This window comes from Sphingobium sp. BYY-5 (genome assembly GCF_022758885.1).
Classification (GTDB): domain Bacteria; phylum Pseudomonadota; class Alphaproteobacteria; order Sphingomonadales; family Sphingomonadaceae; genus Sphingobium.
Genome location: NZ_JALEBH010000001.1, coordinates 546206 through 569020, shown reverse-complemented (window position 1 = coordinate 569020; position 22815 = coordinate 546206). Strand labels below are relative to the sequence as shown.

Genomic DNA, 22815 nt, shown 5'->3' with positions numbered 1-22815 from the left:
ATCAGCCGCGTTCTCCCGAACGGGACGGCATCGGCGCGGGCGGCGGCGGGCAGGGCGGACCCTGGATCGCATGATAGATGCCGTCGCTGGTGTAATAGCCATCAACAATGCCGTCGCCATCACGGTCGGCGGCAATAGTACCAGCAATGGCGCCGGGTCCGACCGGCGGTGCGGTCGTGACTGGAGCCTCGTTCTTCGCACAGGCGCTCAGGGCAAGCAGCCCACTGGCAGCCAAAGCCATATATTTGATTTTCATACATAACTCCCTCAGCGCAAAGCGAAAAATCGCCCAACGCTTCTACACCTCTCCACCGCCGAACGGGCGGCAGCGGACCAACGTACAATGTTACGAAACGAATCCATTACCCGACCGAAATGACGTCGAACCGTGCATTAATAGTGACAGTCCGTTATTCGATGAACCAGTCGGTTGAGGGGATGCCCTGCGCATAGAGCAGCACCGACAAATCGCCATGAACAATCTCGGCCGCAGCAGCCGCGCGCGTCCTGGGTTTGGCACGATAGGCGACGCCCAATCCTGCCCCTTCGATCATCGGAATATCGTTGGCGCCATCGCCCACCGCCAGGGTCAGCGCACGGTCGATTCCGCTCGCGATCGCGGCTTCCAGCTCCGCCCGTTTGCGCGCCGCGTCGACGATCGGCGTGGTCACGGTACCCAGAAGCGCGCCGTCGGCGATCTCCAGCACGTTGGCGACCGCCGCGTCGAAGCCGATCTCCTCGGCTACCGGCCCGGTGAAGCGGGTGAAGCCGCCCGACACCAGCAGCGCCTTCGCGCCCCGCGCTTTCATCGTGCGCACCAGCGCCTTGGCCCCGCCCATGATGACCACGCGCTCGGCGCGGCAACGGTCGATCGCCGCATCCTCCAGCCCCTTCAGCAGCGCGACCCGCTCATGCAGCGCGCCGGCAAAGTCCAGTTCGCCGCGCATTGCCCGTTCGGTGATCTCGGCGATCTGCGGCTTGATCCCGGCATAGTCGGCCAGTTCGTCGATGCACTCGACCGTAATCATGGTCGAATCCATGTCGGCGATCAGCAGCTTCTTTTCGCGGGTGGCAATCGGCTGGACGATGATGTCGATGCCCTGCCCCAGATCGGTCAACGCCGCGCGGGCCTTGACCGGATCGATGGTGAAGAAGATGTCCACCGCCTTGCCCGCGTCGAGCCAGGCGATCTCACCCGGTTGGCATCCGGCATCGCGCAGCCGGTCGGCGGCCTGCGCAATATCCCCCTGCCCCATCGAGCCACTTGCCACTAAGGTCGCGACGAACATGAACACTCCTGACACACAGCAGGGCGAATCCCGCCCACGGGTCGCGCTTATTGCCGGGCCGACCGCCAGCGGCAAGAGCGCGCTCGCGGTTCGCCTTGCCAGGGCGACCAATGGCGTCGTCATCAATGCCGACGCCAGCCAGGTCTATGCCGATCTCACCATCCTCTCCGCCCGGCCTTCGCCAGAGGAAATGGGCGGCGTGCCGCACCGCCTGTTCGGCCATATCGACGGCGCGGAAGCCTGCACCGCCGCGCGCTGGGCGGCAGAGGCGAAGGCGGAAGTGAACGCCGCCCATGCAGCGGGCAAGCTGCCCGTGCTGGTCGGCGGCACCGGACTCTATATCCGGACCTTGCTCGACGGCATCGCCCCGGTGCCGGACATCGATCCCGATATACGCGCCGCCGTCCGTGCCCTGCCCGTGGCGCAGGCGCATGAAGCGCTGGCCAACGAAGACCCGGAGGCCGCCGCCCGCCTCGCCCCGGCCGACACCACCCGCGTCGCCCGCGCACTGGAGGTGATACGCTCCACCGGCAGACCGCTCAGGGCATGGCAGCAACATAAGGTGGGCGGGATCGGCGACAACATCCACCTGTCGCCGCTCATCCTGCTGCCGCCGCGCGACTGGCTGATCGAACGGTGCGACCGCCGCTTCGGGTTGATGGTCGAAGACGGTGCCATTGCGGAAGTGGAGGCGCTGCTCGCCCGCTCCCTGGACCCCGACCTGCCCGTGATGCGGGCGATCGGCGTGCCGGAAATCGCCGCTTTCCTGAAAGGCGACAGCGATGCGTACAGCATGATCGAAAAGGGCCGGATCGCCACCCGCCAATATGCCAAGCGCCAATATACCTGGTTCGCGAACCAGCCGCCGTCCGGCTGGCCTCGCGAAGCACGATATATTGATGACAAAATATCCTATGAATTAGCAATTAAATTACAACATTAATGGTTGACCCGTCATTTTCTGTCCACTAGAGGCAGGCGCCTTGCCATCAAAGGCGCGGGCGCGCAAAGCACCCGACTTGCATCAACGGAGGAGTATCATCGTGGCCGAAAAGAGCGGCGCGGACATATTGGTCGAATGCCTGGTCGATCTGGGCGTCGAGGTCGTGTTCGGCTATCCGGGCGGCGCCGTGCTGCCCATTTATGACGCGCTCTATAATCATCCCACGATCAAGCATGTGCTCGTCCGCCACGAACAGGGCGCGACTCACATGGCGGAGGGCTATGCGCGTTCGACGGGCAAGCCCGGCGTCGTGCTCGTCACATCCGGCCCCGGCGCGACCAATGCCGTTACCGGCATCACCGACGCGCTGATGGATTCCATCCCGATGGTCGTCATCACCGGGCAGGTTCCGACGCAACTGATCGGCACCGACGCCTTCCAGGAAGCGGACACGGTGGGCATCACCCGCCACTGCACCAAGCATAATTATCTGGTGAAGACGCCCGGCCAGCTTGCCGGCGTCATTCATGAGGCGTTCCACATCGCCACCACCGGCCGGCCCGGCCCGGTCGTCGTCGACATTCCCAAGAATGTCCAGATCGCGACCGCGCCCTATGCCAGGCCGGAATTGAAGGTCCACGCCAGCTATCGTCCGCAGACCAAAGCGGACGCCGCCGCGATCGACGCGGCGGTCGAGATGCTGGCCGCGGCCGATCGCCCGATCCTCTACACCGGCGGCGGCGTCATCAACTCCGGCCCGCAGGCGTCCGCATTGCTGCGCGAACTGGCCGCGCTGACCGGCGCGCCCGTCACTTCCACCCTGATGGGCCTGGGCGCCTTCCCCGCCTCCTCCGACCAGTGGGTCGGGATGTTGGGGATGCACGGCACCTATGAAGCCAATTGGGCGATGAACCAGGCGGATCTGATCCTGTGCGTTGGTGCACGCTTCGATGATCGCGTCACCGGCCGCCTCGACGCCTTTGCGCCCAACAGCCGCAAGGTTCACATCGATATCGACCGTAGCTCGATCAACAAGATCGTCGATGTCGATGTCGCCGTGGTGGCCGACATCGCCAGCGCGCTCGACGACATTATCGCCCTGTGGAAGCTGCGCAATCACCAGAAGGCGGACCTGGCCGAATGGTGGGCGCGGATCGCCGGCTGGCGCGCGAAAAAATCGCTCGATTATGCCGAAAATGGCGTGGAGATCATGCCCCAGCGCGCCATCGCCGACCTGTACACGGCGACCAAAGCGACGGGCAAAGATGTCATCATCACAACCGAAGTCGGCCAGCACCAGATGTGGGCCGCCCAGCATTTCGGCTTCGAAGCGCCCAATAAATGGCTGACCTCCGGCGGCCTGGGCACGATGGGCTACGGCTTCCCCGCCGCCATCGGCGCGCAGATGGGCAACCCCGACAGCCTGGCCATCTGCATCGCGGGTGACGCATCGGTCCAGATGAACATTCAGGAAATGGGTACGGCCACCCAGTATCGCCTGCCGGTGAAGCTGTTCATCCTCAACAATGAATATATGGGCATGGTCCGCCAGTGGCAGGAACTGACCTATGAAAGCCGCTATTCCAACAGCTATTCGGATAGCCTGCCCGACTTCGTGAAGCTGGGCGAAGCCTATGGCTGGACCGGCATCCGCATCGAAGGACCGCAGGAACTGGAGGCGGGCATCAGGCAGATGCTCGAAACCCCCGGCCCGGTGATCGTCGATTGCCGCGTGGCAAAGCTGTCCAACTGCTTCCCGATGATCCCGTCGGGCGCGGCCCACACCGAAATGCTGCTCGATCCCAACCAGATCGAAGGCGTCATGTCGGACGAGGCAAAGGCGCTGGTGTGAAGGTCGGGATGTGACGCAACATCTGAAGCTCCGCGTCCATGTGACGGAGCCATGGGATTTCGAACGGATCGCGGGAACGGCCGACCTCACCGGCTGGACCACCGATCATGCCGACCCGGACAATAGGGAATGGGAAGTGCATCTGGACCGAGGGTTCGATTTCAACGACCACCATATCGGTTCGGTGCTGGCCGGTCCCCGCTATGTCGGCGAACGGCTGAGCCGGGTGTTCGACACGGTGACGGGCTTTTCGGTGCGCCTCGCGCATCATATCGACGGCGCATGGCATTTCGCCTTCACCGCCACCATTTCGCAGCGCCATGACCAGCCCGATACGGATCGGGACCGGCGCAAAGACCAGGATAACGGGGCAATCTGATGCATATCCAGGAAGAATTGAGCCAGCGACATGTCCTGTCGCTGACCGTTTCCAACGAAGCCGGCATTTTGGCGCGCATCGCGGGCCTGTTCACCGCGCGCGGCTATAATATCGACAGCCTGACCGTGGCGGACATCACCGACGATCATGCGATCAGCCGCATCACCATCGTCACCAGCGGCCCGCCCAAGGTGATCGACCAGATCATCGCTCAGCTCGACCGGCTGGTGCCGGTGCACAAGGTCACGGACCTTACCGAAAACGGCCCGTTCGTCGAGCGCGAGCTGGCGCTGGTGAAGGTGGCGGGCACGGGCGAGGACCGAATCGAAGCACTGCGCCTGGCCGACGTGTTCCGTGCCAAGGTGGTCGACACCACGATCGAAAGCTTCATCTTCGAAATTACCGGCACAACCGAGAAGATCGATAATTTCGTCGGCCTGGTGCGCCAGATCGGCCTGGTCGAGGTCGGTCGCACCGGCGTCGTCGGCCTGATCCGGGGGAAAGAGCCGGTCTGAATTTCCGTTCGCGCCGCCGCTGCGCGGCGCTCCTGTTCCATCACTATTGTCTGACGCCTCCCGCATGGGAGGACGAGAAAGGGTTAATCCAATGAAGGTGTATTACGATCGCGACGCGGACATCGGCCTGATCAAGGGCAAGAAGGTCGCCATCCTGGGTTACGGCAGCCAGGGCCATGCCCATGCGCAGAACCTGCGCGATTCGGGCGTCGCCGAAGTCGCCATCGCCCTGCGCCCCGGTTCGGGCAGCGCGCAGAAGGCGCAAGGCGCCGGTTTCAAGGTGCTGTCGAACGCGGACGCCGCCGCCTGGGCGGACGTGCTGATGATCCTGGCCCCCGACGAGCATCAGGCGGCGATCTATGCCGACGACATTCACGCCAACCTGCGCCCCGGCGCGGCGCTGGCCTTCGCCCATGGCCTGAACGTCCATTTCGGCCTGATCGAAACGCGCAAGGACGTGGACGTCATCATGATCGCGCCCAAAGGCCCCGGCCACACCGTGCGCGGCGAATATGTGAAGGGCGGCGGCGTGCCCTGCCTGATCGCGGTCCATCAGGACGCCACCGGCAACGCCCATGACATCGCCCTCTCCTATGCTTCGGGCGTCGGCGGCGGCCGTTCGGGTATCATCGAGACCAATTTCCGCGAGGAATGCGAAACCGACCTGTTCGGCGAGCAGGCCGTCCTGTGCGGCGGCGCCACTGCGCTGGTCCAGGCCGGTTTCGAAACCCTGGTCGAGGCCGGCTACGCCCCGGAAATGGCCTATTTCGAATGCCTCCACGAACTCAAGCTGATCGTCGACCTGATGTATGAGGGCGGCATCGCCAACATGCGCTACTCGATCTCGAACACCGCCGAATATGGCGACATCAAGACCGGCCCGCGCATCATCACCGAAGAAACAAAGAAGGAAATGAAGCGCGTTCTGGCCGATATCCAGTCGGGCCGCTTCGTCAAGGACTTCGTCCTCGACAACCGCGCCGGCCAGCCGGAACTCAAGGCCAGCCGTATCGCGGCCCAGCGCCATCCGATCGAGGAAACCGGCGCCAAGCTGCGCGCCATGATGCCCTGGATCGGCGCCAACAAGCTGGTCGATAAGGACAAGAACTGACCAATTCCCATCCTCCCCTTACAGGAGAGGATGATCCAACATCCTTTGCATATGGGAACGATCCGTTTCCGGTTACGGCTCTGGAACAATCGAGGGGTTCGGCTTATTCTAGCCGGGCCCCTTGTGCGTTTCCTGGAGAGTCTGTCCATGCGTAAATATCTGATCCCCGCCGCTGCCCTGATCGCCATCACCGGCGGCACCGTCGTCATCGCGCAGATGCCGACCTCCGCCCCCGGCACCAAGGACGTCGCCAAAGTCACCGGCGGCGCCTATACCGTCGATCCGGGCCACACCCAGGTCGTCTTCGCCTATGACCATATGGGCTTCACCAACAATGTCGGCATCTTCGCCGGTCCCAGCGGCACGCTGACGTTGGACAAGGCCAATCCCTCCGCGTCGAAGGTCAGCATCGAATTGCCGATAGCGAACCTGAAGACGGGCGTCGACGCGCTTGACGAACATCTGTTGAAGCCGGACTTCTTCGACGCCGCGAAATTCCCCAAGGCTAGCTTCGTATCGACCGCAGTGAAGGCCGAAGGCACCGGCGCGACCATCACCGGCAACCTCACCATCAAGGGCGTGACCAAGCCGGTGACGCTGGACGCCGAATTTTATGGAGCGGGCGCCAACCCGATGAACAAGAAGGAAAATATCGGCTTCGTTGCAACCGGCACGATCAAGCGCAGCGATTTCGGCCTGGGCGCTTACGTCCCCGTCGTGGGCGACACGGTCGAACTGAAGATCATCGCCGGCTTCCAGAAGTAAAAAGCAAATATGATGAGCCGTCCGGCGCAAGCCATTCTGCTGCTTGGTTTGATTGGATTTGCGCCGGCGGCGGCAACGCCGCCGCCCACCCCCATGGCGGCGGCTCCCCATATTAGCGTGCCACCCCAAGGTGCGGCGCTTTACGCGCCCGGCCATTATCAGGTGGATAGCGCCGCGACCAAGGTGCATTTCCATGTGAAGGCGCTGGTCGGCGGCTATGAGGGCGATTTCGTCGCGCCGGAGGGTTCGGTGGTGATCGACCCGGCACGACCCGACCGCGCCTCCGTCGACATCCAGTTCCCGGTCGAAAAGCTGACCACCGGCGACACGTCGACCGACGCGATGCTCAAGGGCGACAGCTTCTTCGACATGGCGAAATTTCCAACCGTCCGCTTCACCGCGCAGGACGCCCCGCTCGCCCATGGCGAGGTGCCGACCCCGATTGCGGGCGAGTTGACCATGCATGGGGAAACCCGCCCCGTCACCCTGTCCGTCCGCCTGGTCGGCGTGACGCCCGATGAGGCCCCCGGCCTGTCGGTGCTGCACTTCACCGGAACGATGACGGTCGATCGCAGCCATTTCGATATGGGCTTTGGCCGCCCGTTCGTGTCCGACAAGGTTGACCTGACCATCGACGCAATATTCCGTCACTCCTGAACGCAGCCCGGAAAGATTCATCTTTACCCCTGACCCCGAAAGGGGTTAGGGAGACGCGCTATGCAGAGCCGCGCGCTTCTTACCCTGCTACGACTTACACGCCCTTAGGCGTGGCTTTTGTGCTGCCTTCCGGCTAAGGGCAGCGTCGATCCGCCTAAGGGCATCCATCACAGTCAAGTCGTACATCGGGAGCGCCCCTTTTCCGAATCATGGCCGCGCCCCGTTGCAGGAAGTAGTTTGATCCCATGATGCTGACCGACCCCACGCAGAAATACCGCGCCTTCCCGCAGGTGGATCTGCCCAATCGCCAATGGCCGTCCAACGTCATCACGAAGGCGCCCCGCTGGCTGTCGACCGACATGCGCGATGGCAACCAGTCGCTGATCGATCCGATGAACGCCGAAAAGAAGCGCCGCTTCTTCGACCTGCTGCTCAAGGTCGGCGTCAAGGAGATCGAAGTCGGCTTCCCGGCGGCCGGCGCGACCGAATTCGATTTCATTTCCAGCCTGGTCCGCGACGGCGCGATCCCCGACGATGTATTCCCGCAGGTGCTGACGCAGGCGCGCGCCGACCTGATCGCCACCACCTTCGAAAGCCTGCGCGGCGCGAAGAAGGCGATCGTCCATGTCTACAACGCGATTTCGCCCGCCTGGCGCAACATCGTGTTCCAGATGGAGCGGCCGGAGATCCGGGCGATTGCGGTCAACGCCGCCAAGCTGCTGCGCGATCATGCCGCCAAGCAGCCCGACACCGATTGGCATTTCGAATATTCGCCCGAAACCTTCTCCACCGCGGAGCTGGATTTCAGCCTGGAATGCTGTGAAGCGGTGATGGACATTCTCCAGCCGACGCTGGAGCGGCCGCTGATCCTGAACCTGCCCGCCACCGTCGAGTGCGCCACCCCCAATATCTATGCCGACCAGATCGAATGGATCTGCCGCAATATCTCCAGGCGCGACAGCGTGGTGATATCGCTGCACACGCATAACGACCGGGGCACCGGCGTCGCGGCGGCGGAACTGGGCATCATGGCGGGCGCGGATCGCGTCGAAGGATGCCTGTTCGGCAATGGCGAGCGCACCGGCAATTGCGACCTGGTGACGGTCGCGCTCAACATGTACACGCAGGGCATCAACCCGGAACTGGATTTCAGCGACATCGACGAGGTCATCCAGACCGTCGAATATTGCAACCAGTTGCCCGTCCACCCGCGCCATCCCTATGCCGGCGAACTGGTGTTCACCGCCTTTTCGGGCAGCCATCAGGACGCGATCAAGAAGGGCTTTGCCGCGCAGGAAGCCCGCAACGACCAGATTTGGAACGTCCCCTATCTGCCGATCGACCCCAAGGATCTGGGCCGCGACTATGAAGCGGTCATCCGCGTCAATTCGCAGTCGGGCAAGGGCGGCGTCGCCTGGGTGCTGCAACAGGACAAGGGCTATAAGCTGCCCAAGAAGATGCAGGCGGACTTTTCGAAGGTGGTGCAGGCATTTGCCGACCAGTCGAGCCGCGAACTCAATGCCGCCGACATTTCCACCGCGTTCGAAGAGCATTATTGCCTGACCGACGACCAGCCTTATGCGCTGATCGACTATCAGGAAGGCGGCGCGGCGGGCGATCGCATCTTCACCGGCAAGATCGCCCATCAGGGTGGCGAGCGCTCCATTTCCGGGCGCGGCAACGGCCTCATCTCCTCGGTTCTGGCCGCGCTGCGCGACGAACTGGGCGTGGAGTTGGAGATCGCCGATTATAGCGAACATGCGATCGGCGCGGGTACGAATGTGAACGCCGCCGCCTATGTCGAATGCCGTACCCCCGACGGCCGCACTGTCTTCGGCATCGGCACCGACAGCGACGTAGCGACCGCATCAGTCAAGGCCGTGCTCTCCGCCGCGAACGGGATTGCGGTGCGGGGCTGAGCTTCGCTCGAACAAAAGATAACGTCATTCCCGCGGAAGCGGGAATCCATCTCCTGACCGTGCCACCTGAAACAACGGTTGGGAAATGGGTTCCCGCCTCCGCGGGAATGACGATTTCCGGGGTTCTCCCTACCTCGCCAGCGCCCGGACGACCCGGTCCCATTGCTCCAGCGACGCACCTATGCCCGCTACCGGCACCCGCTCGTTCAGGCCGTGGGCGAAACCGTCCTCAGCCTTCATGAACAGGCTGGAAACGCCATAGCTCGGCACGCCCAGCGCCCGGAAATAGAGGCTGTCGGTGGCCCCGGCCGACATGCCCGGCATCACCGTGACACCCGGCGCACGTGCCGTCACGGCTTCCCTGACCGCCTTCACCACATCGGCCCGCAGCGGCGAGGCATCGCTGCCGGTCGGATCGTTCAAAGTCGTGACTGTTGCGGTCGGATCAGCGATCACCTTCACCAGTTGCGCCTTGACGTCCGCGATCGGCACGCCGGGGAAGATGCGGCAATTGACGCTGACCTTCGCGCTTTGCGGCAGGGCGTTGAGCGCATGGCCCGCCTGCGCCATGGTTGCGACGCATGTCGTGCGCACCTGCCCGATGAACTCCGGCCGGGAGGAGAGCAGGTCGGCGGCGGCCGGATCGCCCGTTTCGGCAAAGCGCCGCATCGCCTGCCCCACCTCGCCGTCCATCCGGTCGGCGGACAGCGCCAGCGACGCCCTGGTCAATTCGTTGCGCATGGGCGGAAACTGATAGGCGACGATCCGGTCGATCGCCTTCGCCAGCCGGTAGATGGGATTGTCCGGCGTCGGCGCGCTCGAATGGCCGCCCGCATCGGTGAAGCCGATCTCGAAATCGGCATAGGTCTTCTCGCCCGCCTGCAACTGGTAGAGAACGGGCTTGCCCGCGTCGTTGAGCAGCCCGCCGCCGCCATCGCCGTTCAGCAGCAATTCGACGTCCCGATATTGCATCGCGAGCGCCCTGGTCGTGACCATGCCGGTCTCCTCATCCCCCGACAGCAGCAGGATGACGGTGCGGCGCGGCTTCCAGCCTTCCTTCTTCAGGTGCGCCAGGGTCGCGACCATCATCGCGACATCATATTTATTATCCTCCGCCCCGCGCCCGAAAATATAGCCATTCTCCTCCACCGGGACGAAGGGATCGCGGGTCCAGTCGGCGCGGTTCGCCGCCACCACATCCATATGGCCGATCAGGGCCAGGGGCTTCAGCTTCGGGTCGCTGCCCTTGATCGTCGCCGCCAGGGTCGCCGTCTCGCCCATCGGCGTGATGACGATGTCCCCGTCGGCAAAGCCCGCCGTCTTGAGCACGCCAGCATAATAATTAGCCAGTCCGGGCACCTGCCCCGCCCCCTCCACGGTGCGATGAGCGATGGAGCGCATGAGAATATCCTTCGCCGTCCCCGCATCCGCCGCCGCCTGCACGCCCTGCGGCAGGACCAGCAGCGCCACCCCCATCAATGCGCCCCGCATCGTCATATATTTACACTCCCTGATGGACCGATCATGCTTTTGTGGCATAGCGGATCGGCCCGGCCAATGCGTTTGACCATGGGTCTGGAATAGTCGATCCGATTGCATCGGCCCGGCTACATTAGATTTTTGATTTAACGCGATTTCCGATGGAAATCGCGCTTGCGGAAAGAGGACAGCCTTATCCGCGCTGCATCCCTTGAAAGAATTGCTTGCGCGCAATCGGACAATGCGCATCCGATATAGGCCGCCGCTTGCCCAGAGGAAAAAGAGTCATGGCCCTCCAGTATCGCAGTTTCGGATTTCAGGTGCTTGCCGGCATGGTCGTGGGCCTGCTGCTGGGCCTTGTCGCCCGCCAGATCGGCGCGGGGCCGGACGGCGATCTCAACTGGCTGGCGACGACGCTCAAGACAGTCGGTTCGATCTTCGTCTCGCTGCTGAAGGCGATCGTGCCGCCATTGGTCTTCGCCGCCATCGTCGCATCGATCGCCAATCTGCGCGCGCTGGACAACGCCGCGCGGCTGGCCGGGCAGACCCTGCTCTGGTTCGCGATCACCGCGCTGATCGCGGTGGCCATCGGCATCACCATCGGCGTCATCGTGCAGCCGGGCATCGGCCTCAGCAGCGCCGCGCTGGCGGCCAAGCAGCCGGAATCTGTCGGCGGCTGGCTCGATTTCCTCAAAGGGCTGGTGCCCGCCAACAGCCTGGCCCTGTCGGGCAGCACCAAGGTTGCGGAAGGCGGCGCGGCGACCACCAGCCTGTCCTTCAACATCCTGCAATTGCTGGTCATCTCGATCGCGGTCGGCCTCGCCACGCTAAAGGTCGGGGCCAAGGCGGAGCCGTTCCTCGCCTTCGTGCGCTCGCTGCTCGCCGTGGTGCGCGCGATCCTGGGATGGGTCATCCGCCTGACCCCGATCGGATCGGCCGCCCTTATCGGCACCGCCATCGCCACCTATGGCTGGAGCGCGCTGGCGCAGCTTGGTACTTTCACCGCCGCCATCTACCTCGGCCTCGCGTTGGTGCTGCTGGTCGTCTACCCGACCCTGCTGATCGCCAACGGCCTGAAACCCGGCCCCTTCTTCGCCAAGGCATGGCCGGCGATCCAGCTCGGCTTCGTATCGCGCTCCTCGGTCGGCACCCTGCCCGTCACTGAAACCGTGACCGAACGGCTGGGCGTCGACAAGGGTTATGCCGCCTTCGCCATCCCGCTGGCCTCCACCACCAAGATGGACGGCTGCGCGTCGATCTATCCCGCGCTCGCGGCCATCTTCGTCGCGGGTTTCTACGGCATCCCGCTCCATTTCATCGACTATGTGCTGATCGTCTTCGTGTCCGTGATCGGATCGGCCGCGACCGCGGGCCTCACCGGCGCGATCGTGATGCTGACCCTCACCCTTTCGACCCTGGGCCTGCCGCTGGAAGGCGCGGGGCTGCTGCTCGCCATCGACCCGATCCTCGACATGGGCCGCACCGCCGTCAATGTCGCCGGCCAGGTGCTGGTCGCGACGCTGGTCGCCAAGCGCGAGGGGATATTGGACGAGAGCGCCTATTATGGCGCAGGGGAAACCGTCGTAGCCGCCTGAACGGGGGACAGGTGGATTTCCGCCGGAGCATCGTTCAACCTTGCGCAGGACAATGCAGGGACCGTCCCGGCCCGCATTGCGCAAGAGGTGCCCGATGCTCGACCGCCGTTCCTTCCTAGGCAGCGCCGCTGCCGCCTCCCTCGCCCAGCCGATCGGCGCTCAGGCGCTGCAATCCGTCCCCCTGCCCGCCGCCGATCTCCATAGCAGGGATGAGGACGCCTATTGGGCCTCGTTGCGCCGCCAGTTCCTGATCCCGGCAGACGTGGTGAACCTTAATGTCGGCACGGTCGGCTCCTCGCCGCGCCCGGTGCTGAAGGCCATTTTCGACGGCTTTCAATCGACCGAGCAGATGACCCAGCCGGGGTCGGAGGATTATCCGATCTGGGGCTATGGATCATGGGACGAATATCGCCGGCCCTTCGCCGATTTCATGGGCGCGCGGGTTGAACAGATGGCGATCCTGCGCAACTGTACGGAGGCGAACAGCTATGTCGCGGGCGGCTTCGACATGAAAGCCAGCGACGAAGTGCTGATTTCCGACGAGGAACATGGATCGGGCGAAATGCCCTGGATGCTGCGCCAGCGCCGCTATGGCGTGGTGGTGAAGAAATTCGCCATGCCCAAGCCACCCAAAGACGCGGCCGAAATCCTTAACCGCATCAACGACGCGATCACGCCCCGGACGCGGATTATCTTCGTCAGCCATATCAGCACCGCGACTGGCGTGGTGCTGCCGGCCAAGGAGATCGCTGCGCTCGCCCGATCGAAGGGGATCGTCTCCGCTTTCGACGGCGCCCATGCGCCCGGCATGATAAAGGTCGATCTCAATGACATAGGCTGCGACCTTTATACCGGATCGATGCACAAATGGCTATTCGCCACCAAGGGGACGGGCTTCCTCTACCTACGCGACAAGGGCGTGATGGACCGGGTGTGGAACACAATTGCCACCGGCGGCTATGACGATCCCACGCGCATGGCCGACCGTTATATGCAGATCGGATCATCCTGCATCCCCACGCTCATGGGCCTCAATGCCGCCATAGCCTTCGCCAGCATGATCGGCATGGACCGGATCGAGGCACGCAACCGCAGCCTGGCCGACTATATCCATGCCGAAATGATGAAGCGCGGCGCGGAAAGCTGGACCTCGGCCGATCCCGCGCTGCGCGGCGCGATCGCCACGGTCAACATGCCCTCGATCCAGCGGATGGAATTGCAGGACTGGCTCTGGACCAACCACAAGGTCCGCATTCGCGGCGGCAACCCCAGCAAGCTGCGCCTCGCCACGCCCTATTTCCTCAGCAAGGCGGATATCGACCGGTTCCTGACGCTGTTCGACGCCTATCGGAAGATGAAGGAGGCGTAGCCGGACTCAAAGTTACGAATAGATTGAACTCTGCGCAACATCTGCCACAATCCCCAGATGTTTGCAGACACCTTTAAGAACAAAATTTTAGCATTCGCCGCCGCGCTTCCCTTTGTAAGCACTGCGATGTTTTTCATCATTTTAGGGAACCCCTCGGACTGGGATTGGGGCACAATCATAATCGCGCCTCTCGGATTTCTGTTCCTGATGCCATTTCTCGGCGCGGCGCAACTCGTCATGGCGTTATATATTTGGTTTTCCAGATATATTCCCCTCAAAATCATATTTGCGGCCGCATCCGTCGTCATGCTTATTATACTGTATCGCTTCCTAGTGAGTGGCGATTTCACCAGCCGGTCGACCGCACCTCTCGGCGCGCCATTTTACGGCCTTTATCTCGGTTTTTTAGCGGCTGTTTGCGGCGGCCCACTCATCGGACTGGAATATACGATGCGCTGGCTGCGGCGACGTCGAGCAGAATAGCCACCGCAATTGCACCCCCGTCTACTTTGTTCTATGGGCCTGCCGAGCAGCCCCGGCACCCGCTGATCCTTTCCGATTCGCGATTGCCGGGGCGCAATGTTTTCAGAGACAAGACAGGAACGCGCATGGCCCGTCGCCGCCAGATCTACGAAGGCAAGGCAAAGATCCTTTACGAAGGTCCGGAGCCAGGCACGATCATCCAATATTTCAAGGATGACGCCACCGCCTTCAATGCGCAGAAGAAGGGCACCATCTCCGGCAAGGGCGTGCTCAACAACCGTATTTCCGAGCATATCTTCACCCTGCTCGGCCAGATCGGCGTACCGACCCACTTCATCCGCCGCCTCAACATGCGCGAGCAACTGGTGCGTCAGGTCGAGATCGTGCCGATCGAAGTCGTGGTGCGCAACGTCGCCGCCGGTTCGCTCAGCAAGAAGCTGGGCATCGAGGAAGGCACGCAGCTCCCCCGCACCCTGATCGAATATTGCTACAAGGACGATGCGCTGGGCGACCCGCTCGTATCCGAAGAGCATATCGCCTGCTTCGGCTGGGCCACGCAGGAAGAAATGCACGACATCGCCGACATGGCGATCCGCATCAACGACTTCATGTGCGGCCTGTTCGCCGGCATCGGCATCCGCCTGATCGACTTCAAGCTGGAATTCGGCCGCCTCTATGACGGCGATTACAGCCGCGTCATCCTGGCCGACGAGATCAGCCCGGACGGCTGCCGCCTGTGGGATGCGGCGACGAACGAGAAGCTGGACAAGGACCGGTTCCGTCGCGATCTGGGCGGTGAAGTCGAAGCCTATCAGGAAGTAGCGCGCCGCCTGGGCCTGCTGCCCGAAGGGCTGGACACCACCGTCCTCGACCTCGACACCCATCGCAAGAAGCGCGAGAAGGAATAGGTATCTGCCTGCCGTCATCCTGACGAAAGTCAGGATCCAGGGTCGGCGCAAACCGCCCTGGATGCCGGATCAGGTCCGGCATGACGGTAGCTTTTCAGGCCATCAGCGCATCCGCCACCAGCTTGATGCCCAGCAGCACCATCAGCACATAGATGAGCGTGTAGAAGCGCGCGGCGTCGACCCGTCGCACCAGTGCCACCCCCGCGAAAGTCGCGGCGATCGCCACTGGCGCCAGCATGGCCGTCGCCGTCAGGTTCGCGCGCGTGAACTGCCCCAGCGCCGCATAGGCGGGCACCTTCATCCAGTTCATCGTGGCGAAGGCAACTGCGGTCGTCCCCACCAGCATGTCGCGCGGCAGCTTTTTGGGCAGCACCCACATCTGGAAGGGCGGCGACCCGGCATGGGCGATCTGGCTGGTAAAGCCGCTGGCGACACCGAACAGGACACCTGTCCAGTCGGGTGAATTGGACGGCAGCACGATCGCCCCGCCGCGCTCCACCCACAATCGTTGCAGCCCGAACAGCACCGAAATGGCGCCCAACGCCCCCAACACCGCGCTTTCCGACACCTGCGCCGCGAAGACATAGCCAAGGCCCACGCCGGCGGCCATGCCGGGCAGCATGACCCGCAATATATGGCCGTCCCAAGTCCGCCGGAACGCCCAGACACTCACGGCATCCTGCAGGATCAGGATCGGCAGCAGGATCGCCGCCCCGCGCACCGGATCGACGCCCAGCGCCATGATCGGCATTGCCAGCGCCCCCGCCCCCGCGAAACCGCCCTTGGCGAGGCCGGAAATGACGACGGCGACGACGGCGCAGGCGAAATAGAGATAATCGGGATTCATATGCCGCGCTTAGGGGATGCACAGGCGGATGAGAATGATGATTTGAGTGAGACCCCGCGCACGCCGAAATCCCGGGCGGCTAGGCACAACCCTGGATGCTGACTTTCGTCAGCATGACGGGAACTATGTCCGCAACACTCATCCTCCCCTGGCAGGGGAGGTGGCAGGCGCGTAGCGACTGACGGAGGGGTGTCGCCCTCACGATAGCGGGACACCCCTCCACCACTCGCTTCGCGAGCGGTCCCCCTCCCCTTACAGGGGAGGATTTATGGTTGCCTCTCGCCGCTAGCGTACGACGGTGTGAACTTCGACTCCGGCAGGGAAAATCACCCGCGCTGGAAAATTTCCGCGCCTTCATGTCACATCTGGGAAAGCCATCTCGTCATGACAGTGATAACCACCCAAGGAGCTGCATCATGACCGATACAATCAACCCCTATGCCGTCGCGCCGCATCTGATGAAAAGCTGGACCGCCCTCTCCACCGCCATCGCCGACAGCCTGGAACCCAGCCTGATCGAACTGGTGAAAATCCGCGCGTCGCAGATCAACGGCTGCGCCAACTGCATCAACATGCACAGCTATGAAGCGCGCGAGAAAGGGGAGACGGAACAGCGCATCTACCTGCTCAGCGCCTGGCGCGAAGCCCCCTGCTACACTGACCGGGAACGCGCCGCGCTGGCCTGGACCGAGGCGCTGACCCAAATCGCCCAGGGCCACACCCATGAAGCCGCGAAGGAAGCGCTGAACTGGGAGTTCACCGAGGAGGAGCAGGTGAAGCTGACGCTGATGATAAACATCATCAACGGCTGGAACCGCATCGCGATCGGCTTCAACCTTTGGTATGACATGCCGATGAAGGCAGCGGCCTGATGGAGCGGGGGACGCAGGAGGACGCGGCGGTGCGCTTCGACCCGCTGCGTCCCCGCCTCACGCGCGTGGCCTATCGGATGCTCGGATCAGTCGCCGATGCCGAGGATGTGGTGCAGGAAGCTTTCATCCGCTGGATGGGAACCGACCGCGCCGATGTGCGGGAACCCGAAGCCTTTCTGCGCCGCACGGTGACGCGCCTCTGCCTCGACCAGCTCAAATCCGCGCGGGTGCAGCGCGAAACCTATGTCGGCCCCTGGCTGCCGGAACCGGTGGTCGAGGAAGAGGAGGAGCCGGAGGATGTGGCGCTGCCGCTGATGCTGGCGTTGGAGCGGCTTTCTCCGCTGGAGCGGGCCGCTTTCCTGTTACACGATGTCTTCGGCCTGGGCTTCGAGGAAGTCGCCGCGACGATCGGGCGCGACGCCACCGCCTGTCGCCAGCTTGCCACCCGCGCACGCACCCATGTCCGCGATGCCCGGCCGCGTTACAGGCTCGAAAAGCAGCGCGGGCTGGAGATTGCCGACGCCTTCTTCGCCGCGTCGCGCAGCGGCGACATGAGCGCGCTGGGCGCCATGCTCGCGGCGGATGTCAGCCTGCACAGCGACGGCGGCGGCAAGCGCCCGGCGGCGGTGCGTCCTGCATTGGGCTTCGGTCAGGTCATGCAGGTACACAAGGCGCTGGCCGTGCTGTTCGGCAAATATGGATCGACCCTGCTGCGCACCTGCATCATCAACGGCCTACCCGGCTTCGTCACCCGCGAGGCCGATGGCGAGGTTCAGACCACCGCGCTCGATATCGAGGATGGCAAGGTCGCCGCCATCTACGTCATGCGCAACCCCGACAAGCTGCGTCATCTCCACTGAGTATAGGCCAAGCCGCAACATATAGAGCTTTATCAATGTCGGGCTGTTGCCTAGATAATTATGCGATCAGAGCAATGCGACGGAGAGAGAATAGTGCGGGCCGGATTTATACTTGCGTTGGCGGCACTGTTGTCGTGCTCCGTCGCGGACGCAGCCCAGCCCGCGCCATTCGACCCGGCCACAGTCGATATAGCCGACGTCCTGGCCTGCAGGATCGATGGCGGTCATTATGTCGGCTTTGCGCTATCGATCAGCGATAGTGACAGTCCGGGTAGCGCCAAGGCGCGTGGCTGGGTGAAGCTTCCGACCAAGAGTTTGACCTTCTCATCATACCATCTTCCCGAACCGCTTGGCGTCTTTGGTTACAACACAAACGTCGTAGCCTTCACGGGTTCTGCGATGTTTGCGGTCCTGGACCTGCAGGATCCCACCGCGCTCGGCGCCGCGCAGGGTATCACCAATATTCTGGAAGGTTCCGGGCAATTCAAGGGCGAGCGCCTCGTCGATGAATCACTCAAGGTGGATCAGGAATCCGGATTTGGCTTCAAGAACCGATCAACCCTGCAAATCGCGACAAATTCGGCATTTCCGGGTAAAACGCTGATCGGGTGCAGTTATGACGGCCAGGTGCAAATTCCTGCGTCACGATAGGCTCGCTGCACAAAAAATGCCGGACATTGGATATGACGCTCGCCGAATATAACAGACACCGTTCTCACGCAAAACGATATGCGCTCATTCTGTTTTTCTCGTTTATCGGAGCATCGCTATCCGCAGCCGGACAGAATATACCGTTCGTCGTGATATTTGGCCTTGGCCTAATAGTGTCAGCCCGATTATTATTTGTTCAGAACAAGCATATCTCCGAATTTCGCTGTCCACGCTGTGGCAAGGATCCGCTCACCTGGGTCTCTTCTGACCCTGATTCTGACGCAGCCACCTACGATAGCCTCAGCACATCGTGCCTGAATTGTAAGTTTGACCTTCAATAAGTGATCGCCGCGAGCTTGTCATAGCGGGCGGCGATCCTGCAACAGAACATGCGCTCGACGGCGTTGCGTTGAACCCTGGCCCTAAAGAAAGACGCGCCGCAGCGGCGTGACCCGCAACAGGCGAAAGGCCAGGAAGGGCAATAGCAACGCAAGCCCCAGCAACGCCGCTTTACCGAGATAGGGAGAGAGATAATGGATCACCGCGACATGGCAGTACATGATGACCAGCGAGGCCCGCCCCAACGCCGCAACCGGTCCGGCAAAGCGCGCGACCAGGGCTGACAGGCGAAAGATCAGGAACGACGTCGCCACCGCCGCTGCGATCGACAGCAAGGGCCAGCCATAGTCGGCGGCCTTCATGTTCAGCGTCGGCATCAGCCCTGCCAGCCCCGCCCAGGCCAGAGCAGCCAATGGCAGGATCATCCCGTTATGCCAGGGAATGCGCGGCCAGATCGCCCCGATCCAGAGCAGCACGAACGCCATCGGCACACTCAGCAATCCCAGCGGCGAAATTGCCGTCCCCTGGCCCAACGCATAGGCCAGAACCAGTATGGGCAGCAGGACCGTCGCCCAGCGCCGATCAAGCGGATCGGGCCAGCGGGAAAGCGCCAGATTGAACGCGATGCGCGCCACCATCAGGCAGGGCACGAACCAGAAGATGGTAAACGGCCCGCGCAGCCAGGAACCGCCCAGCAGGATCGGCGCCACATCCTCCGGCCATTGGTGGAAGATGGGGAAATTGCCCTTCAACCGCTCGATGATCTGGTCGGCGACGATCAGCAGGATCAGGAAGGCGGCATAGGGCCGCATCTGGCCGACCCATTGACGACGGGTAAAATCGCCCACCGGATGCGAGCGCGACAGCATCCCCGACAGCAGGAAGAAGAGCGGCATGTGGAAACTGTACATTGCATTGCGCAACGGCCCGCTCGTCCAGACATGACCCGCCACGACGGCGATGATGCCGATCCCGCGCGCCACATCGACCCAGTCGAGCCGGAATTGCGCCTGCGGATGCCCCCTGTTCTCCATCGCCCTCACGCCCTATAGGATGCCGCGCGCGCGTCAATCGCTCCCATTTTTGTGTTAACGCGATTTCCGAGTCATCAGATGATTCCATCTGATTGGAAATCGCTTTAATCCCGATCGGATACCCCTCTTGGCCCTTCTTACCGACCATGTATTGTTCCTCGATGGCGAGGCCCTGATCCTCGACAAACCCGCCGGCCTGCCGGTGGATGCGCCGCGCGACGGGTCGATCGCCCTGGAAAATCATCTCGCCTCGCTGACCTTCGGCTTCCAGCGCTGGCCGCTGCCGGTCCACCGGCTGGACCGCGACACCAGCGGCTGCCTGCTGCTCGCCCGCAATCCCAAGGCGCATAAGCGCTTCGCCGCCGCGTTCGAGGCCGGAACCGTCACCAAACGCTATGTCGCGGTGCTGGAAGGCGTGCCAGCCGAAGACGAAGGCACGATCGAATTGTCGCTGAAGAAGGTCAGCACTGCCGCGCAGGGCTGGCGCATGATCGCGGCCAAGGCGGGCAAGCCCGCCGTCACCCACTGGCGCAAGCTGGCGGAAAAGGACGGCCGCGCGCTGATCGCCTTCACCCCCGAAACCGGCCGCACCCACCAGATCCGCGTCCATGCCCAGCATGGGCTGGGCTTCGGCATCGTCGGCGATCCGGTCTATGGCGATGGTGTCGGCGCGATGCTGCTGCACAGCCGCTTCCTGAGTATGCCGCGCGGCGACAAGCCTGCTGCGGAAGCCACCGCGCCCCTGCCCGCGACCTTCACCGCCGCCGGTTTCGGGCCGGAGATACTGGACGATGCCGGACTTTGAGATTCCCGATGATGCGCTGGAAGAGCGCTTCATCACCGGCGGCGGTCCCGGCGGGCAGAATGTGAACAAGGTCGCGACCGCAGTGCAACTGCGCGTCACCCTGTTCAAGCTCGGCCTGCCGCCCTACGCCTATCGCAAGATCAAGGAACTGGCGGGATCGCGCCTGACGTCCGCCAACGAGATCGTGATCCAGGCCAATCGTTTCCGCACGCAGGAAGCCAACCGCCAGGACGCGCGCGATCGCCTGACCGAGATGATCGCCAAGGCGCATGAACGCGACGCCCGCCGCATCGCCACCAAGCCGGGCAAAGCGGCCAAAGCCCGCCGCGTCGACGCCAAGAAGGCGCGCAGTTCGGTGAAGCAGGGACGCGGTAAGGTGCGGATGGAGTGAAGCTGAACGGATGTTTGCTCCTGTCGCGAGACAAAAGCGAGCATCATAGCAGCCGCGACCAGGCTCAGGCCGGTTCGGGCTGGAGCATCGGGGGCATTGTAGTGGCGCCCTCTTCGCTCACGCTCCGTGACAATTTTTTAGCCACCATCAACGACACCCACGCGATCAAGACGCCAACGGGCAGATCGATCAGATAGTGCCAGCGCGTCGCAACCGCAGTCACCATGATGAAAAATGTCAGGAAACCGTAAAGCGGCAGCAATATGCGGCCATGCCGCCACGCGAAGCCCAAAAAGAGACAGGCTGCGGCGGTATGCAGAGACGGCATCGCCGCAAGCCCCACGGTGAAGGCAACCCCGCCATTCCGCTCCAGCCAAACCGGCCCTTCGGCAACCGAATGTTGATAAAAATCGAGCATACTCTTCTGCCCGTTGGTGACGATCGGGTCGAGGCCCTGTTCGTAGATGAAGGGGCCGCCAGCCGGCGCAACCAGATAGGCCAGCGTACCGATGACCTGCAACAGAAGCGCAGCAATGACCAGTTCCGAAAAAGCTTCCGGCGTTCGCACCGCATGATAGCAGAAACTGCAATAGAACATTGCAATATAGCCGACCATGTAAAAATTCGATTCATAAGGTATGAACGACGCCATCATCCGACGCATAGCCATGCAGATATCCACAACCGGGCGGAAATATTGATCGATAGACCAATATAATTCGTCATAAACAAGTGGATTTATGTGAGGAATCCACAGTTTTATATTGAAATGAGCAAAAAGAACGACGACATAACAGGGCAACGCGATCAAAAATGTCCGTGCTAACGCTTTCTTCTGCCCGAAATAAGCAAATATACCCCAGATACCTACACCGATGAGCGGATAGAGATAATGAATCCCAACATAGGCAGCGCGTTCACCGGCCGGAAAAATGATCGGAAGCCGAAACACGACTGAGAACAATAGCATCGCTGCCAACATCGCCAAGGAAATGCCGATTTCCGGCGGTATCTTCTTCATGCTGGCCATCGATATCTTCTCCGCAAGTTCCGCCCTCCTAAGCAAACAAGGTTACTAACCACTAAAGATCAGGATGCTAGGCGATCGCCCAGACTCCGTTTAAGGAGCAGTGATGTACGACTTCGCTCCCACCGCAGACGCCGACAAGGCGACCCTTTATGCCGATCTTCTTTCCGCCGCTGACGCGCTGACGCGGGACGAGCCGGATGCTGTCGCCAATATGGCGAACCTGTCCGCGCTGATCTGGCAATTTCTGCCCGACCTCAACTGGGCGGGTTTCTATCGGATGATTGGCGACGAACTGGTGCTTGGCCCCTTCCAGGGCAAGGCGGCCTGCATCCGCATCCCGCTGGGCCGGGGCGTCTGCGGGACGGCGGCCCGGACGGGCGAGACCCAGCTCGTGCCGGACGTCCATGCCTTCCCCGGTCATATCGCCTGCGATGCGGCGAGCGCGTCCGAAATCGTCCTGCCGCTGCTGGTGGACGGCCGGGTGGTCGGCGTGCTGGACCTCGACAGCCCGCGCGTCGCCCGCTTCGATACGGAGGATGCGAAGGGACTGGAAGCGCTCGTCGCCCTCATCGCCAAGCGGATCGCCTGAAGCCCCCAACCCGGCCTTCTGCTCGTTTTCGCACCGGCGGTCCGCCCCGTTTCGGGACAGCATCGCTGGATGGGACTCGTGGATGGACGCGGATCATCATGTTAAACGATATGTCAGCATTTTGATCGCGTCC

The 22815-nt window shown here is 62.6% G+C and carries 24 protein-coding genes; 18 read left to right on the top strand and 6 right to left on the bottom strand.

Going from position 1 to position 22815, the window contains the following annotated elements; all coding sequences use genetic code 11:
* Position 1: 1 nt before the first annotated feature.
* Together MOK15_RS02815 and serB are read right to left on the bottom strand one after the other, a co-directional pair.
* The gene (locus tag MOK15_RS02815) at positions 2-256 is read right to left on the bottom strand and encodes a hypothetical protein (protein WP_242930213.1); all 255 of its coding nucleotides are present in this window, start codon (positions 254-256) and stop codon (positions 2-4) included.
* Positions 257-410: 154 nt separating this feature from the next.
* A complete protein-coding gene (serB, locus tag MOK15_RS02810) occupies positions 411-1289 on the bottom strand; it encodes a phosphoserine phosphatase SerB (RefSeq protein ID WP_242930212.1) in 879 nt (292 codons plus the stop codon).
* On the opposite strand from serB, the gene miaA reads away from it, so the two are divergent.
* From miaA to leuA, 8 genes are all read left to right on the top strand, one after another.
* The gene (gene miaA, locus MOK15_RS02805) at positions 1288-2232 is read left to right on the top strand and encodes a tRNA (adenosine(37)-N6)-dimethylallyltransferase MiaA (protein ID WP_242930211.1); all 945 of its coding nucleotides are present in this window, start codon (positions 1288-1290) and stop codon (positions 2230-2232) included. The two genes, serB and miaA, sit on opposite strands and share 2 nt — an antisense overlap.
* A 100-nt stretch (positions 2233-2332) precedes the next feature.
* On the top strand, positions 2333-4084 hold the full coding sequence (locus tag MOK15_RS02800; protein ID WP_242930210.1) for an acetolactate synthase 3 large subunit: 1752 nt from the start codon (positions 2333-2335) through the stop codon (positions 4082-4084).
* A gap of 10 nt (positions 4085-4094) precedes the next feature.
* Positions 4095-4463: a hypothetical protein gene (locus MOK15_RS02795; protein WP_242930209.1), complete on the top strand. Its 369-nt coding sequence runs from the start codon at positions 4095-4097 to the stop codon at positions 4461-4463.
* Complete coding sequence (gene ilvN, locus MOK15_RS02790) at positions 4463-4978, top strand: acetolactate synthase small subunit (RefSeq protein WP_242930208.1); 516 nt, start codon at positions 4463-4465, stop codon at positions 4976-4978. The genes MOK15_RS02795 and ilvN overlap by 1 nt, the downstream gene beginning before the upstream one ends.
* Before the next feature lie 91 nt (positions 4979-5069).
* Positions 5070-6089: a ketol-acid reductoisomerase gene (gene ilvC, locus MOK15_RS02785; protein WP_242930207.1), complete on the top strand. Its 1020-nt coding sequence runs from the start codon at positions 5070-5072 to the stop codon at positions 6087-6089.
* A 147-nt stretch (positions 6090-6236) separates the two neighbouring features.
* Positions 6237-6854 (top strand): YceI family protein, encoded by a 618-nt coding sequence (locus tag MOK15_RS02780; RefSeq protein WP_242930206.1) that lies wholly within the window; start codon positions 6237-6239, stop codon positions 6852-6854.
* Between the two features lie 9 nt (positions 6855-6863).
* Positions 6864-7511 carry a YceI family protein gene (locus MOK15_RS02775; protein ID WP_242930205.1) on the top strand — a complete coding sequence of 216 codons (648 nt, stop codon included), beginning with the start codon at positions 6864-6866 and terminating at the stop codon, positions 7509-7511.
* Between the two features lie 245 nt (positions 7512-7756).
* Complete coding sequence (gene leuA, locus MOK15_RS02770; protein WP_242930204.1) at positions 7757-9430, top strand: 2-isopropylmalate synthase; 1674 nt, start codon at positions 7757-7759, stop codon at positions 9428-9430.
* 129 nt (positions 9431-9559) lie between these two features.
* Here the strand turns inward: leuA and MOK15_RS02765 are convergent, their stop codons facing one another.
* Positions 9560-10927 carry a M20/M25/M40 family metallo-hydrolase gene (locus MOK15_RS02765; protein WP_242930203.1) on the bottom strand — a complete coding sequence of 456 codons (1368 nt, stop codon included), beginning with the start codon at positions 10925-10927 and terminating at the stop codon, positions 9560-9562.
* A gap of 269 nt (positions 10928-11196) precedes the next feature.
* Between MOK15_RS02765 and MOK15_RS02760 the strand changes: the two genes are divergently transcribed.
* The 4 genes from MOK15_RS02760 (at position 11197) to purC (ending at position 15264) form a co-directional block, all read left to right on the top strand.
* Positions 11197-12504: a dicarboxylate/amino acid:cation symporter gene (locus MOK15_RS02760; RefSeq protein ID WP_242930202.1), complete on the top strand. Its 1308-nt coding sequence runs from the start codon at positions 11197-11199 to the stop codon at positions 12502-12504.
* Between the two features lie 94 nt (positions 12505-12598).
* Complete coding sequence (locus MOK15_RS02755; protein WP_242930201.1) at positions 12599-13873, top strand: aminotransferase class V-fold PLP-dependent enzyme; 1275 nt, start codon at positions 12599-12601, stop codon at positions 13871-13873.
* 57 nt (positions 13874-13930) lie between these two features.
* Positions 13931-14356: a hypothetical protein gene (locus MOK15_RS02750; RefSeq protein ID WP_242930200.1), complete on the top strand. Its 426-nt coding sequence runs from the start codon at positions 13931-13933 to the stop codon at positions 14354-14356.
* 125 nt (positions 14357-14481) lie between these two features.
* Positions 14482-15264: a phosphoribosylaminoimidazolesuccinocarboxamide synthase gene (gene purC, locus MOK15_RS02745; RefSeq protein ID WP_242930199.1), complete on the top strand. Its 783-nt coding sequence runs from the start codon at positions 14482-14484 to the stop codon at positions 15262-15264.
* A 94-nt stretch (positions 15265-15358) separates the two neighbouring features.
* Here the strand turns inward: purC and MOK15_RS02740 are convergent, their stop codons facing one another.
* Positions 15359-16111, bottom strand: a complete 753-nt coding sequence (locus MOK15_RS02740; protein ID WP_242930198.1) for a sulfite exporter TauE/SafE family protein — start codon at positions 16109-16111, stop codon at positions 15359-15361.
* A 416-nt stretch (positions 16112-16527) separates the two neighbouring features.
* On the opposite strand from MOK15_RS02740, the gene MOK15_RS02735 reads away from it, so the two are divergent.
* The 3 genes from MOK15_RS02735 to MOK15_RS02725 all read left to right on the top strand — a co-directional run bounded on the left by MOK15_RS02735 (position 16528) and on the right by MOK15_RS02725 (position 18494).
* Positions 16528-16983, top strand: coding sequence for a carboxymuconolactone decarboxylase family protein (locus MOK15_RS02735; protein WP_242930197.1), 456 nt, complete (start codon positions 16528-16530; stop codon positions 16981-16983).
* Positions 16983-17843 carry a sigma-70 family RNA polymerase sigma factor gene (locus tag MOK15_RS02730; RefSeq protein WP_242930196.1) on the top strand — a complete coding sequence of 287 codons (861 nt, stop codon included), beginning with the start codon at positions 16983-16985 and terminating at the stop codon, positions 17841-17843. The genes MOK15_RS02735 and MOK15_RS02730 overlap by 1 nt, the downstream gene beginning before the upstream one ends.
* 117 nt (positions 17844-17960) lie before the next feature.
* Positions 17961-18494, top strand: a complete 534-nt coding sequence (locus tag MOK15_RS02725) for a hypothetical protein (RefSeq protein ID WP_242930195.1) — start codon at positions 17961-17963, stop codon at positions 18492-18494.
* A gap of 422 nt (positions 18495-18916) precedes the next feature.
* Here MOK15_RS02725 and MOK15_RS02720 read toward each other — a convergent pair whose 3' ends face one another.
* A complete protein-coding gene (locus tag MOK15_RS02720) occupies positions 18917-19867 on the bottom strand; it encodes an acyltransferase family protein (RefSeq protein ID WP_242930194.1) in 951 nt (316 codons plus the stop codon).
* A 127-nt stretch (positions 19868-19994) separates the two neighbouring features.
* Between MOK15_RS02720 and MOK15_RS02715 the strand changes: the two genes are divergently transcribed.
* Both MOK15_RS02715 and arfB read left to right on the top strand, forming a co-directional pair.
* Positions 19995-20672, top strand: coding sequence for an RNA pseudouridine synthase (locus MOK15_RS02715; RefSeq protein ID WP_242930193.1), 678 nt, complete (start codon positions 19995-19997; stop codon positions 20670-20672).
* Entirely contained in the window at positions 20659-21063 is a 405-nt protein-coding gene (gene arfB, locus MOK15_RS02710) for an alternative ribosome rescue aminoacyl-tRNA hydrolase ArfB (RefSeq protein ID WP_242930192.1), read from the top strand. The genes MOK15_RS02715 and arfB overlap by 14 nt, the downstream gene beginning before the upstream one ends.
* 64 nt (positions 21064-21127) lie before the next feature.
* Here the strand turns inward: arfB and MOK15_RS02705 are convergent, their stop codons facing one another.
* Entirely contained in the window at positions 21128-22093 is a 966-nt protein-coding gene (locus MOK15_RS02705) for a phosphatase PAP2 family protein (RefSeq protein WP_242930191.1), read from the bottom strand.
* Between the two features lie 103 nt (positions 22094-22196).
* On the opposite strand from MOK15_RS02705, the gene MOK15_RS02700 reads away from it, so the two are divergent.
* Positions 22197-22682, top strand: coding sequence for a GAF domain-containing protein (locus MOK15_RS02700; protein WP_242930190.1), 486 nt, complete (start codon positions 22197-22199; stop codon positions 22680-22682).
* Positions 22683-22815: the final 133 nt, after the last annotated feature.

What these genes read in the sequence shown, in the direction of transcription:
- MOK15_RS02775 (WP_242930205.1), top strand. Translation starts at nt 6,864, where the DNA reads ATGATGAGCCGTCCGGCGCAAGCCATTCTGCTGCTTGGTTTGATTGGA.
- MOK15_RS02700 (WP_242930190.1), top strand. Translation starts at nt 22,197, where the DNA reads ATGTACGACTTCGCTCCCACCGCAGACGCCGACAAGGCGACCCTTTAT.
- MOK15_RS02755 (WP_242930201.1), top strand. Translation starts at nt 12,599, where the DNA reads ATGCTCGACCGCCGTTCCTTCCTAGGCAGCGCCGCTGCCGCCTCCCTC.
- MOK15_RS02750 (WP_242930200.1), top strand. Translation starts at nt 13,931, where the DNA reads ATGTTTGCAGACACCTTTAAGAACAAAATTTTAGCATTCGCCGCCGCG.
- MOK15_RS02740 (WP_242930198.1), bottom strand. Translation starts at nt 16,111, where the DNA reads ATGAATCCCGATTATCTCTATTTCGCCTGCGCCGTCGTCGCCGTCGTC.
- ilvN (WP_242930208.1), top strand. Translation starts at nt 4,463, where the DNA reads ATGCATATCCAGGAAGAATTGAGCCAGCGACATGTCCTGTCGCTGACC.
- MOK15_RS02815 (WP_242930213.1), bottom strand. Translation starts at nt 256, where the DNA reads ATGAAAATCAAATATATGGCTTTGGCTGCCAGTGGGCTGCTTGCCCTG.
- MOK15_RS02735 (WP_242930197.1), top strand. Translation starts at nt 16,528, where the DNA reads ATGACCGATACAATCAACCCCTATGCCGTCGCGCCGCATCTGATGAAA.
- serB (WP_242930212.1), bottom strand. Translation starts at nt 1,289, where the DNA reads ATGTTCGTCGCGACCTTAGTGGCAAGTGGCTCGATGGGGCAGGGGGAT.
- MOK15_RS02720 (WP_242930194.1), bottom strand. Translation starts at nt 19,867, where the DNA reads ATGGAGAACAGGGGGCATCCGCAGGCGCAATTCCGGCTCGACTGGGTC.
- MOK15_RS02765 (WP_242930203.1), bottom strand. Translation starts at nt 10,927, where the DNA reads ATGACGATGCGGGGCGCATTGATGGGGGTGGCGCTGCTGGTCCTGCCG.
- ilvC (WP_242930207.1), top strand. Translation starts at nt 5,070, where the DNA reads ATGAAGGTGTATTACGATCGCGACGCGGACATCGGCCTGATCAAGGGC.
- MOK15_RS02780 (WP_242930206.1), top strand. Translation starts at nt 6,237, where the DNA reads ATGCGTAAATATCTGATCCCCGCCGCTGCCCTGATCGCCATCACCGGC.
- purC (WP_242930199.1), top strand. Translation starts at nt 14,482, where the DNA reads ATGGCCCGTCGCCGCCAGATCTACGAAGGCAAGGCAAAGATCCTTTAC.
- leuA (WP_242930204.1), top strand. Translation starts at nt 7,757, where the DNA reads ATGATGCTGACCGACCCCACGCAGAAATACCGCGCCTTCCCGCAGGTG.
- MOK15_RS02730 (WP_242930196.1), top strand. Translation starts at nt 16,983, where the DNA reads ATGGAGCGGGGGACGCAGGAGGACGCGGCGGTGCGCTTCGACCCGCTG.
- miaA (WP_242930211.1), top strand. Translation starts at nt 1,288, where the DNA reads ATGAACACTCCTGACACACAGCAGGGCGAATCCCGCCCACGGGTCGCG.
- MOK15_RS02760 (WP_242930202.1), top strand. Translation starts at nt 11,197, where the DNA reads ATGGCCCTCCAGTATCGCAGTTTCGGATTTCAGGTGCTTGCCGGCATG.
- MOK15_RS02705 (WP_242930191.1), bottom strand. Translation starts at nt 22,093, where the DNA reads ATGGCCAGCATGAAGAAGATACCGCCGGAAATCGGCATTTCCTTGGCG.
- arfB (WP_242930192.1), top strand. Translation starts at nt 20,659, where the DNA reads ATGCCGGACTTTGAGATTCCCGATGATGCGCTGGAAGAGCGCTTCATC.